Genomic DNA, 12,877 nt, shown 5'->3' on the forward strand with positions numbered 1-12,877 from the left:
AGAGCTTCGAACTTAAGCACAACAAGGCAGGAAGTAACCGAGAGCGCAACCATAACGATTGATGCGATAACTATCGCTACAAGATAAGGTGGGTGCTTATCTCCCAATCCGGCCGCAACGATGACAGTTCCAAAGATGGCCAGGAGGGAAGCGAATATCGTGGTGAATGATGATCGTTGAACATCATAGTGGCGGATTGTCGTTGTGGCGTCTGTATAAAGTTCCTTGAAGAAGTCTCTTGGGTCTTCCTCAATTTCGGATGTGCTGTTGGCGCGCCCCACAGGCTTCTCTCCAGTTTATGACGTTTCGTTCGACTTTTGAGGTGATGCGGTCGTGCAAGGCAGCGGCTTCTGCATCCCGCTCGGTCTCCATCGGCGTAATCCGAACCGTGGCTCTACTTCTTGGCCTGATACCTTTCGGCTCGTCGCTTGAGGATCTCAGCATAGTCGAGCGAGACCACGCGGTCCGCCGGGATGCCGATTTGTCCGAGTTCATCGCGTGCTCTAGTCTCCAAAACGTCCGGTACAAAAAAGCGCTTCACGCATTGGGACAATGGCATCGTGCCTTTGTACGCGATGGCTCTTGATATCGAGGATCGTCGTGCGCTCGAACCGTCCTTAAGATAGACAGTCTCGGCGAAGAACTCAGATATCTTCTCCAAGTCAGAACTTTCCGTCGCTGTCAAAGGACGGTCAACTTGCTGCCCTTTAGACTTAAGCCCGGAAACAATCCTCCACTCTCGTTGAAGATAATACTTGAGATCATCTTCCAGAATGATCAGCTCCTTACGGGCTGAATCAACATGGTAGAATACATTTGATAGAAAATCGACGCTATTAAGCAAGTTTTTAAAGCTCACCTTCTTGCCCAGCAGATGGTCGAGCACCAAGTCGATTGCGGAGAATGTCAATCTGCCAGTTTTCCGAGAAGTCCTGACCGTTACAGGACCGCTAGCCAAGTCATTGTTTTGAATGACAAGATTCTGAAGATCTAACAATTCTCGCAATAGTACTGCGACATCGCGAAGCTGATGTACAATGTTGTTGCCAATGATGCTCGACTCGCTAAAGCGTTGGCTGCCGTGGTCAAAAATCGGCTGCGGAATATAAACGACAGGGAACGCGCCTAACGATCTTAGGTCGCGAACATCGAACTCAATTGAGAACGCGCCGAATACGGCGGCGTGGTCTACCAGTTCGGTCTGATCAAGGAGAGTAAAGCAGCACCGAAGTTGGTCGACTAAAGTGCCGGAGTTCAACTCAATATCTGTATGGCGAACGAGCGGATAAGTAATTCTTTCGTGCGTAAGAAGCAGCCCAAGCTTCAGGACCGAGGAAAAAATCGTCCAGCCTACGTTCAGCTCCTCGAGCAGTGAAATTCGTGGAAATGAGTGGTAAAGATGCATGGGCCGTTCGTCGAAGAATATATCAGTTGATGACTTTGCTCCACATTTTGTTAGGGGGCACCTGGATCTCCCTCATGTCGGCTCGATGAGCCGCGAGATCTGTCAAAAAGCGACTCCAAACCGTATCGCATTTCTGGGCCAGATACTTGAAGAAGGCGCTGTATTTGGCAACTCTGTAAATGCTGTCATAGATGGTAGGATTGGACAATCGCGCAGTCGCGACATCTCGAAATGAGCGAATGACACGGCCATCTCCCTCTTTGTTAATTTCGTCGACCGCCACCCAATATGGTTCGCCCGAAATAGACAGGCGTTGGCCATTTACAGAAAATACAAAGTTGACGTCCCTATCCCAGAACATAAGCTGTTCATCGCCGAGAAAATCTCTCAGCACTCGCCAGGCTGCTAGACCGGCGTCGCTAGGTTGAGATTGAGGATAGCCGTCTACAACGGGGGCTTTTAGAAAGAGATGAGCATAAGGAAACCGCGTCCATTGCCGTGAGTTGTCGAGTAGGAACAAGTTGAGGCCGACTAGATTGTTAGAAAACGCCTTTTGATATTCGGCCTCATACTTCATATAGGAAATTAATCCGTCTTCTCCGCTTGCAACATATTCTGCCGTAGGAATCAGCTCCCAGTCAAAGATCTCGCCGTGGACTTCTTTCTTTGCGGAAAGCTGGGCGGTGAGCCTCGTGCCGTTCGGCTGGGTAAGGTCAATTCGCACATCGGGACATGCGTTCGCAATGTCCTTTGCTGGTTTTGCTACTTGGCGAAATAACACGCCTCCCATCGTTCGCATTGTTTTGCTATGGAGATATCCGGCCTTAAACGGGACATCCTTAGCCGCAATGAATGCAAGTTCCTTCGGGCCTTCTGCGCTATTTGCCGCGCTTATCCCAAATTTCGCGTTGAAGTCATCTTCGAATTCAACAAATTCGACGGCCGTAAAGCCCGCGGCGCTCGTAAGAATAAATATTGCAGCGCTAACTACGAAGGTTTTGAAATGCCTCACTTTCAATCCCCCTCTGGTCTGAAAGCCTTGATCATACACCGTGGGGTAGTGTCTGACTAGATCTCAAGCCCGAATAAATTTCGTCCCGAATCGTACGGCACTCTCCTCGACCGTCGTCTTCAGCGACCGTGTGACGTATTTCCCCGGTGAAAGTCGTAGGCGGGCGTAATAGGTGCCGTTACGCCGAAAAACTGTGAGTCGGCCATCTTCGAGATAGCGAGCGCCGTCCATTCGTGGTGCCCCCTGAAGTCCGGCAAGCACCACCAGGATCGATATGCTTTCAACAGCTAGACAAAAACGACGCAGTTCTGAACAGTCGAATTGTCTAACCCGTTGATCTTATTGGCTAAGCATAGCGGCCGTGGCAGTGCTTGTACTTCCAACGGAAGTAAAATTGCGGAATATTTTCAACAGCCTGCAGCCCTGCGGAGTACCCTGTCAATCTTTTGTCGAGAACCCTGCAGTTTCTCTTGTGCGTCGTAAGCTGGAGATGTGCCCCAGCGTTCTCCGAGCCTCTGATGCGTTTCGTGTTAGCCCCAGTGCATCGGAGCCCGTAGCTAATCTGAACGCACCGTCGGGGCTCACTTTGGACTGTTGGGTAGCTGTAGCGGCTTGGGGTGCTGATCGCGACCGGCTTTCGTGGTGCGCACGATCATACTTGCCGGACCACGACTAGGGGCGCTGACCGGGTGCATACGCTGGATTGTGCGATGCAATACAAGGTGGCCCCGAACGCATCAGGTGAGCTTCGCAAGCGGCGCAGCCGCTTTAAACGTCAACATCGCAATGAGATGATCGGTGGAGCGGGCGCGGACTGTAAGCCTGCGCTCTACACGGTACCCCTAGCCATAAGCTCCAGTACTAATAGATATAAGCCATGGTGCTTACGACTGGAGTTAAGACGTGCCCTTGTAGAGCGCAGGACTCCGAAAAGCCAAAAGGCGAGCGGCTGGTAAGAGACGGGAGGGGTCTGCCGCCGGCGAATAGCCGATGAGGACCTCGTTACATTGATTTACCCGCAAACGACGAAATTTTTCTAGAGCGACGGCTTGAACTGCTGCAAAGGCTACGTAGCTTTAGAGCAGCCCAAGGGCAACTTCTGCCCGAAGCTATAATCATTGACACGGCCAAGGACCACGTCCTGGGCCGTTTTTTTTTGCCTGGAAGGAAGGATCTAAATGGACCGAAGCACTGCACCTGCTACTCTAAACGACTCCGCGGGTCATGTTATCGATATACCGTCAATCGCTGCGGACGAACGCACGATTGCGGACACGATAACGGAGACCATCGACTCCTTCGTCGAGCATTACTGCACATTTGGCAAGAACGCGGCGACTCATACGATCAAGAAGTTCGCTATTCTTGTGACAGCGCAGACGTCCCTAGGAGATCGCTTCGGCGAATTCTGCAGTCGAGTTCGACTTGATCCTAAGTCAGGCACATTCCGCAAGAAGATGCTCATTGGCAGGCGAGCAGACGTACTTTTGCCGATAGCACATCTACTGCCTCCAAACTGGACGACGATCTATCGGATCGCACAGCTATCTACTGAGCAGCGAGAGAGATTGCTATCGCTGAACACTCTGCACTCTGAAATCTCAGCGAAAGACCTGACTGCTGCAACGGCCAACGACGGTTGTTCGCAAACCGACAATACTCAAGATAAAGGCCGTTCGATTCGAGCCGCCGATAGACAGATCCTTTCGATCGATGTCTCTGCCCTCGCTCCGGAGAACAGGATCGAACTGTCCCTAAAGCTCAACCCCATACTAGTGGAGTTCGGGGTCTGCCTCTCGGACCACCCGCTCCAGTTACCTTGCGAACCTGCACCGCACGACCGGCTCCGTGACAGCTCGCTCGATTATTGTCCGCGACCGTAATGATCTGCACCGCCGTGGTCCGCGGCATCCTGTTCCAAATGGAACGACTCCCGGGCTCAACAACGCAGCTCAGGTTTGATCGAGCTGCCCCTTGCTAGAACAAGTTCGATGATGATTATGCGAAACATAACCCTCGACTTCTGGCGATTGCCCTTATCAAACGCCGTGCGGCGTCGCCTTGCCTCCATCGCCGACTCAAGACGTCGATATCCCAACCAAAAGATGGCGCTAGCACAACGCCTCTTGTCCTGTGCTTTGGATGCAAAGAGGGGGCTCTACGTACCCCTTGGCTCCCATCCGTATTTGCGCGGGAGGCTCACCGAAGATTTTGGATCGGTCCCTGACAGCATCAGGGCCGACGAAGGTACGCCCCTTTGTTTCTTCGGAAACCCTCTGTTGCTGCCGCAGGGTTGGACCAGCAAAAGCTTTGACATCCAAAAAGTGGAAAAGCCGGTCTTGCGTGCGACAAACGCCGGCTTCTTAGTGGTGACCATAGAGCACGATTGCACGGAACGGGAGCACTTCGATCAAATTTGCGGCTGGGTCGCCGCTAAGGGACACTTTAAGGAGGTCGACGCGGAGCTTCGAAAGTATCGGGACTACGCTGGGTATAGCGTTGTCTTTTCAGGGAGCCGGTCGCTTCACTTTCATTTCGTCTTTTGCACGACCCACCTTCTTGGTGCGTCGCACGACCATTCCGCCTTTGAGCGCTGGGACAGTCGGCAAGTCCACACGACGGTTATGTCCAATGCTTACCAAACCTACTGGAACGCCGTCGCCGAAATCATGGACAAGCTGCTCACGTCACCTGTACCGGCCGACAAGAGCGGGCAGACATACATACAGTTGAAGAGAATGCCTTGGGGCATACGCAAGCTTGATAAAGACTCGGCCGTCTTGGGCTTGCCCGCTGGCACGTTGGTACCGCAACTTGTTCTCGACGAAAAGCTTCGCGGCGGGAGATCTTCGAAGGGTAGCGGCTCCTTCTTGGTGCCACCCGAGTTTTCCGCATCAGACTTTGCGAAAGCTCGGCAGCATCGTGTTGCCGCTCGGGATGCAAGGGGGGAGACCGCCGCAGGTCCTGAGATGGTCCAGCTGTTCGCCGAAATGTGCCAAGAGGAATGGAATGCACCGTTCCCCAAGCCGGTTTCCATGGTCATGAAGCGGGGAGAATGGGTGCACCACTTCCAGAACCATCCGGCGGATAACACGCCATCGACGGTTATTAGAGGTGAACATACGACCCTGCTTATACAAGGGCAGGGTGCCCCGCAAGGTATTTTTCGGCTTCCTAACGAGCTAACAGCAAACGAGATCGGCGATTACCTGGGTCGACGCTTCGGACTCATTCCGAACGAACCAGGGCCTCCTATCGAGCAGATAGAAAGAGTCGTTCCATACTTTGAACGACTGAAAGGTCAAGCTGGCAAAGCATTTAAGGAAATATACGAGGAGGCGGCCACTCGCGCTTTCCCTCATATCTCTTCGTGTCCCACCTCTGAGCTGCAGGTGATCTATCGCCAAAAACTTTGGCAGCACCTTAACGATGCCATGTTCTTCGACGGAGACATCATCTGCACTTCCGGGGAGGGAATCGGAAAGACAACTGCTTTGTTCCACATCACGCAGCAGGCCGCTTTAGACGCGGCAATGGGCACCGAAGACACCAAGTTGCGCTTCTACGTGTTCGCCTTCCGGAGCCAAATGCAGGCTAACGAGAAGGCCAAGGAATACGCTAACGAGAACCGGCGTGCTTTCGTTCTGAAGACGTTTTGGTCTTACTATGAAGACGCATGCAAGAAGTGCGATGTCGAGTCGCTCCGAGACGAGTTCGTGCAACGAGGAGACATTCTTTCGGTCTTGCGTCAGGTGTCCGGCTCTCAGCCCCGCGTATACGAGGAGCTAGAACTTGTTCGTAAGGCATTGTGGGTTACTCCTGACGGAACCTCGATCTTCTCTGGTACAACAGTTCTCTTTACTACACATGCGACGGCGGCGTCATGGTATCGGACATACCTGAATAGGATTTGGCATCATCCGCGATTTAGTCCTGAGATGAATCCCGACAGGTGCCATGAGCTTAGGTCAGAGCTGCTTTTTGACACCGTCGTCTTCGACGAACCCGAGTGGGACGACTTTGCGCACATAGTGTCAGACGAATTGTATAGACACCTGTCGATACGCAGTCGGTGGAACTGGCAAAAGCTCACTGTCCGGGAGCGCAAAGACGACTTCAACAGAATGAAGAAGGAAGATGGGGCACTCTCTAACGTCAATTTTGAGGACTATAGCGAACTGCGCTTTATCGATCTATCTCACTTCGAGCAAGTCCAGGTGGATTACAGTTCCCAGCCTTTCGGTCGCGAAAACACCGCTAAAGCAATTTATCGCAGCCAGGATGCTAAAACCTATTACTTCGGCTCGAAGCGGTGGTTGACGTCAGACAAGACCAGGTGGGTCTTCTTGACGACAGAGAGCTTTACGACCGAGGCGATAGTTGAGCTGTACAGGTCGAAGCTCAATCGTCCACTTCTACGATTGACGCTCGACGATCTGCCGGGTGTGTACCCAGTGAACGTTCCGATCGTGAAACATAAGCATGCTAACGCTCAAGGAATTCAGAAATTGGCAGCAGAAATTTTGGCTAGCGACGATCGGAATGTCGTGATTGCGGATAAGCTCAATGAGCTGAAGGGAGAGAGAGCAAGAACATTCCAAGGTATGAAGGGATATAGTGGCTGGTCAGAAGAGAACGTCTTCATTGTGCTCACGTATATTCATCCCGAGGTTTACGGCCGATTGAATGCAGTTGGGAGCTGGCTCCAGATAGAAGACACAATCGCCAAATATTACGCAGCTCAGCTTTCACAAGCTGTTGGGCGGAATACAGGCTTTCGTAAGACTCCGGGGACCAAGACAGTCATCGTGACGAGCCCAGGTCTTCTTCGCCTTCTCCAGACTAAGCTTGGCCGATTTGCGCCGAGGGTACGTCTTCAGCCGAGCGCGGAAAAGTTCTGGTAGGGCACACTTCGCTCGTAATGATTTGACCGAGCGAGGCTTGTCTGAGTCGGCTCGAACTTCAGATCGACGGCGGCATTTTTTCAATGTGACGGGATGCCGGCTCTGAACGATTGGTGGCCACCTTAACCAAGCTTGCGAGAACGCAGACTAGCTGCTTAGCCCAACGGGAGCCCTTACCGACTTCTTTCAAGCGGCAAGTGAAAGTCTCGCCTAAGAACCATGGACATGTACGACGGGTTGTGAGCTCGCAGCCCCGGCATCGATTTTGCTATATCCGACGCTTCGTTTCGAAATTGGTGCAATCGCTTTTCTACGTCGCCGATTTGAGAGACGTCGAGATTCATTCGAATCGCGGTACCCTGAAGGCTTGTCGAAAAGTTCAGCTTTCGCATCTCCCGGGACAGCATGATGCAAGCGTCACCACTTGCCATAGTAAAGTTGCCGCCGTGCCGAGAGAGCCTGCTGGTCATGTATAGGCCATAACCTGAGTTGGCCCAGTTCTCAGACCGCGGCTTGAGATGCGTCTTTCCCGACACACCAGGCCAAAGCGACATCTCGACCGCCTCTTTGTCCGTCTTATAGCGGAAATTCGGATTTGTTCCCAAGCTCTGTCTAATGCCCATACCGCGATCCAAGAGGCATACTTCGACTTTCTGCTTCGCAGGCCAATACTGAGCGCAATAAAAAACTCGATCCGCTCCGCTGTGCTCGAAGACATTCCGAATCATTTCGCGGATGCTGTACGAAAGTACATTGAAGAAATCAGACTTCCGAGTTTCGTCCCTTGATATGATTACCGCGATGTCGTCGGCATGTTTCTGGATGAGATCTCCTAGCTCGGCACCCCATTGTCCATCGCTTTGAGCGAGCTCGTCCTGAGTCAAGGATCTAATGGGCAGGTAGCGAGCATTGCCTTTCGCCTCTCCAACGTCCTTTCCATAGTCGAATCCAGCAGCACGAAAGAATCCCATATGCGCTGCATACGAGTGTGCCTCCTGGTGCAAAAGCTGGATCGTGGTCTCGGGGTGGCGGGCTCGAAACTCAGATAGCTTGGCCACCAGGAACAGCATGGGGAACGGAGGGAAATGCCTCTCTTTACCCATGTCCAGGACGAAAACGTCGCAGGTTCGGACAGCGTCTAACCGCCTCGCGAACTGAAGCAGGCTGTGAAGTTCGAGAGTGTCGGGTAAGGCGAGCGTAGCGACGATCATGATCCTATCGAGATCTGGACTGAATAGACGGCTGATACTGTAGGTAAGGACGGCAATTCGAAACAATACAACTCTCGAATTAGGCTACCTCAGACGAGGTAAGGGCTAGAGGGCGTCATTTGTGCAGGTTTGCAGCGCATATGGGAAGTCGATTTTATCCTTTTCGGGCTCGACCGTTTGATCAAAGGAGCTATGTCGGAATGGCGTTGTGTCCCTCCAATAGCCAGGAGCCCAAGATGTCGACGTCTATCCTTAAGTCTTTCACCTTCGTCCCGCAGCCGAAAGTCAGCTCGGACCCATTGATTCTCAAGAGGGAACGCATGGTGTCCCGCTTGGAGGATCAAAAGAAGCTGCTTGCCGATCCCCTGTACCAGCGGCGAGTAAAACGCTGGGAAAAGAAGGAGGGCGGCGAGAAAGCGCTGGTCGAGAAACCACTCCGCACGGGCAAGTGGTGGCAGCAGGACCCGACCGGCAGTTTCGTGATGACGATAAAGGTCGGATCGAGGCGCATCGAATTCGAGAAGGGCAAGGCCGCGATTTCCGTAGGTTCCCTAGAGAAGCTGCCCGGGGTGATCGATGCATTGATCAAGGCCGTTCGAGCTGGCGAGCTTGACGCTCAGCTAAGCGAGGGCAAGGGAGGACGAACTTTCCCAGCTCGCAAAGCAAACTAATCGCGGTCAGGCCGATGCCGCTGAGAGCCCGACTGGAGACGCCGGATCACCCCCTCGCCTCAATCTCTCTCGCTGCTCGGAAGAACCGCTGCGGAACGCGATGGCCCCCACCATAAAGCTTCACTAAGAGCCGCCCTATTGTCGATAGTCGCTCAATACGCCTGCTCTTAGTGTGCCGCTGGGGAAACCGTTCTACGCTTGTGAAGCGAACCGCATCATCAGCAATTTGCTCGAGGTAGTTTGTTGGCGGAAATCCGTCGTCGACTAAGCGAAGCGTCAATTCGATTATGCGATCGATGCTTTCTCGCTTGAATGTTCTATACGCGTTATGAACAAAGTAGTTCGAAACAGCGGAGGCCAGCCGATTGACGTATATTGATACGCTCTCGGCACGGCCATCGCCCAGGGCTTTAACACATTCGAGCATTACGATTTCATACCCGCGAAATGCCCCCCCAAAATCGCCGCCGTTTTCCCGAGACCTGGCATTCCTGTACAGTCCGACTAACCGATACAAAAGTGGAAGTCCGGATAAGTTCGGCACCAGTAGAGGGTTCGTAATTTTCAAGAGACCGGAGATATTGTCACTCTTCAATCGCGCAAGAGCCCAATACTCCAGGAGGCCGGTCTCATTTGATTTCTTTAGGTGGGCATCTTTAAAGGCGTTGTCGGCCGAAACGTAGTCTGGCGGGGTCTGGTAGAGGTACGTGCGACCTAGCACAAAGCTGGCTTCCGCGCTCTTTGGAAAATCCTTGACAGCTCTTTCGGCTTCAATTCTGGCTTCAGGAAATCGCTTTCGATGCCACAATAACTTTATGCCACGGATCCGCTTACTTAATTCGCTCTGCCCGTCACCGGAGCGGCTAACAACTCGGGCGCACTTCTTTCGGAGATCTTCGGCATCGTCAGGACTGAGATTTTCCTCGGTGATCTTAACCATCAGCCGGATAGGCTCAGGAACATTCAGTTGCGCTCCGGTTGCTGGGTTTCCGCCGGTTGCGAACAAATGAAATTGATTAATCTCGGCCAGCGAATTCTGGAGCGTCTGCCGGTCCTCACCCGTCACCTCCATAAGTTCCTCAAACGAGGTTGAAGAGAGAAGTTGCAGGACATAGAGGACTCGCCACTGCGGGTAAGCCAAACTATCGATCTCCCGCTTGAACGCAAACCGCCTGACCTCATCACCGTCCTTTCCGGACCAATGGTGCAGGACGACCTCCAACTCCTCGCCAAATGTCAGAAGTCTCAGAATCGAAGCGACAAAGATTGGAGACCCTTTCGACGCATTGTGGATTGCCGCTAGCCATTCGAGGGCCTTTTGGCCCCAGGCTTGGCTTCCCTTGAGGGTCGGTATTAGCGACTTAACATAATCTAGGGTCTCCTTTGGATCAAAGCCCTGTATCGCCATGATCCGGTTGGGGCCTGCACTAGGCTCAAGACGTGATGTGAACAGAACTCGGCTTGGGTGTTTTCTTGACATCGACTGATCGAAGAGCTGAGCTATTCTCGAATACAGCTCCTTTTGCTTTTCTCGGTCTAATGAGTCGAGATCGTCAATTACTAGCAAGATTGGAATTTCGCTTACAATTTCCTTTGCGAAATCAAGCTTATCTTCCAGCTGATCGAAGTCCGCGAAGTCCGACTCAAGAGATCCAATTTCGCGAAGAAATGCGTCAAGAAAGGTGTCGATATCGGTAAAGTCAGTTCGGGTTGTACTGACGTACTTGTGCAGAATAGCACGCAAACGTCTGCGACTTTGCTGTGAGCCAAATGACCTTCGAGAAGACCTGCGAGCGGGATTTGACAACTTGCTCGCAGAATTCGTACGCGATAGCTGTTTTCCCTGTTCCACCCAACGCCGTCAGCACTTTGACAGGGTTTCTGGTGTCAGCGAGCCAGCTCCATAGAATGGCGAGATATTCTCTTCGTCCAATGAACTCTACTAGATTCGGATCGCGTGGCGGTAGATTGTTGTCGATTTCATTTAACAGCGAAGGCAGCTCTCCGACGTCCGGCTTCCTTTCACCAAAAGCAAACACCAACAAGTCATGTCGATTATTGATTGTCTGAGAGCTTGAGCCGAAGCGGAGAGGGATATCTTCTGCCTTGAATGAGGGGCGCCCTTTGTCATCGAGCGCGCCGTTTCGCTTGTACGCGATTGGGGGACCAACCGTCCTCTTGCTCACGTGGATGAGGAGGACGTTCACCTGCGTTCCATCAAGCGCATACTTAGAGAGCAGCGTAGCGATGGGAATGTACGCCTTGAAGTATCTGTCGCTCAGTTTATCAAAATCATCCTTGTTCGTAAATTTGCGGAACTTATCGTCCTGCTCATCTTTGAATGCAATTATGAGATAACCACCAAAGGCATTATACATGCATGCGATGTCGTGGAGAAGCTCGCAGGCCAACAGGGCGTCTTCCTGGAGAATGGCTGACGGATTGCAGAAGCCGACTTTATAATCCCACATTGGACCTTCATTCGGCCGGATCGTTCCGCAGGGCAGAAAGAAGTCGACGAGCTCTCTATCTAACTTTCCAGCTGAATGGGCATTATAAACTTCGGTCTCAAATGACATGACCTTGAACTCTCAAGCCTTTGGGCAAAGTGCGCGCACAGGTTGATCGTTAATGCTTCTGTATCATTCTAGGCCGTTCCAGTTTTTGCGGCGAGAGCTAGATGGCTCTTACTCACAGATTTGGCGGCAAGATGCCTAGCTATTGGGTGGCTTTCACTGGCCGTGGGTTCCTGCGATCAGGAGCGCGGAGTCCTGCGCTCTACAAGGGCACGTCTTAACTCCAGTCGTAAGCACCATGGCTTATATCTATTAGTACTGGAGCTTATGGCTAGGGGTACCGTGTAGAGCGCAGGCTTACAGTCCGCGCCCGCTCCACCGATCATCTCATTGCGATGTTGACGTTTAAAGCGGCTGCGCCGCTTGCGAAGCTCACCTGATGCGTTCGGGGCCACCTTGTATTGCATCGCACAATCCAGCGTATGCACCCGGTCAGCGCCCCTAGTCGTGGTCCGGCAAGTATGATCGTGCGCACCACGAAAGCCGGTCGCGATCAGCACCCCAAGCCGCTACAGCTACCCAACAGTCCAAAGTGAGCCCCGACGGTGCGTTCAGATTAGCTACGGGCTCCGATGCACTGGGGCTAACACGAAACGCATCAGAGGCTCGGAGAACGCTGGGGCACATCTCCAGCTTACGACGCACAAGAGAAACTGCAGGGTTCTCGACAAAAGATTGACAGGGTACTCCGCAGGGCTGCAGGCTGTTGAAAATATTCCGCAATTTTACTTCCGTTGGAAGTACAAGCACTGCCACGGCCGCTACGCGTAAGCGCGGCCGAGGTCTTCTTAGCTGCTGTAGGGTGGGCAAAGCGGCCGCCGCAAGGCGGCAGCGTGCCCACCGTCGATCGGCAATCTCGCAGCAAGATGGTGGGCACGGCGCCACGACGACCGTGTTCGCGGAAAGATCAGCGGCCCGCCTTTGCCCACCCTACGGCAGCTTGCTAACTAACAAATCCCGGTGACTGCTCAAATGACGCTGTCATCCGGCGAACGCCGGGATCCATAACCACAGGATGATGCGGTGACGCAGGCTGGTCGCTCCAGCGTGCCTGATAACTTCTGCTGAGGAGTATGGGTCCCGGGTCGGCGCACATCG

At 52.8% G+C, this 12,877-nt stretch carries 7 protein-coding genes; 2 read left to right on the forward strand and 5 right to left on the reverse strand.

The window, feature by feature from the left end; all coding sequences use genetic code 11:
* Positions 1-394: 394 nt before the first annotated feature.
* Positions 395-1,405, reverse strand: coding sequence for a hypothetical protein (locus ACVILH_RS09100; protein ID WP_456712590.1), 1,011 nt, complete (start codon positions 1,403-1,405; stop codon positions 395-397).
* A 22-nt stretch (positions 1,406-1,427) separates the two neighbouring features.
* The gene (locus ACVILH_RS09105) at positions 1,428-2,417 is read right to left on the reverse strand and encodes a hypothetical protein (RefSeq protein WP_456712591.1); all 990 of its coding nucleotides are present in this window, start codon (positions 2,415-2,417) and stop codon (positions 1,428-1,430) included.
* 1,958 nt (positions 2,418-4,375) lie between these two features.
* Here ACVILH_RS09105 and ACVILH_RS09110 point away from each other — a divergent pair.
* Positions 4,376-7,321, forward strand: coding sequence for a hypothetical protein (locus ACVILH_RS09110; RefSeq protein WP_456712592.1), 2,946 nt, complete (start codon positions 4,376-4,378; stop codon positions 7,319-7,321).
* Positions 7,322-7,494: 173 nt separating this feature from the next.
* On the opposite strand, the gene ACVILH_RS09115 is transcribed toward ACVILH_RS09110, so the two are convergent.
* Entirely contained in the window at positions 7,495-8,532 is a 1,038-nt protein-coding gene (locus tag ACVILH_RS09115; protein ID WP_456712593.1) for a hypothetical protein, read from the reverse strand.
* 236 nt (positions 8,533-8,768) lie between these two features.
* Between ACVILH_RS09115 and ACVILH_RS09120 the strand changes: the two genes are divergently transcribed.
* Positions 8,769-9,203, forward strand: a complete 435-nt coding sequence (locus ACVILH_RS09120; protein WP_456712594.1) for a DUF6641 family protein — start codon at positions 8,769-8,771, stop codon at positions 9,201-9,203.
* A gap of 46 nt (positions 9,204-9,249) precedes the next feature.
* On the opposite strand, the gene ACVILH_RS09125 is transcribed toward ACVILH_RS09120, so the two are convergent.
* Both ACVILH_RS09125 and ACVILH_RS09130 read right to left on the reverse strand, forming a co-directional pair.
* On the reverse strand, positions 9,250-10,947 hold the full coding sequence (locus ACVILH_RS09125) for a hypothetical protein (RefSeq protein WP_456712595.1): 1,698 nt from the start codon (positions 10,945-10,947) through the stop codon (positions 9,250-9,252).
* The gene (locus ACVILH_RS09130) at positions 10,904-11,782 is read right to left on the reverse strand and encodes a hypothetical protein (protein WP_456712596.1); all 879 of its coding nucleotides are present in this window, start codon (positions 11,780-11,782) and stop codon (positions 10,904-10,906) included. Before ACVILH_RS09130 ends, ACVILH_RS09125 begins: the two co-directional genes overlap by 44 nt.
* Between the last annotated feature and the right edge of the window lie 1,095 nt (positions 11,783-12,877).

The organism is Bradyrhizobium sp. USDA 4353 (genome assembly GCF_054063215.1).

Excerpts from the sequence above, each read along its gene's own strand:
- ACVILH_RS09100 (WP_456712590.1), bottom strand. The coding sequence starts at position 1,405 with ATGCATCTTTACCACTCATTTCCACGAATTTCACTGCTCGAGGAGCTG.
- ACVILH_RS09115 (WP_456712593.1), bottom strand. The coding sequence starts at position 8,532 with ATGATCGTCGCTACGCTCGCCTTACCCGACACTCTCGAACTTCACAGC.
- ACVILH_RS09120 (WP_456712594.1), top strand. The coding sequence starts at position 8,769 with ATGTCGACGTCTATCCTTAAGTCTTTCACCTTCGTCCCGCAGCCGAAA.
- ACVILH_RS09130 (WP_456712596.1), bottom strand. The coding sequence starts at position 11,782 with ATGTCATTTGAGACCGAAGTTTATAATGCCCATTCAGCTGGAAAGTTA.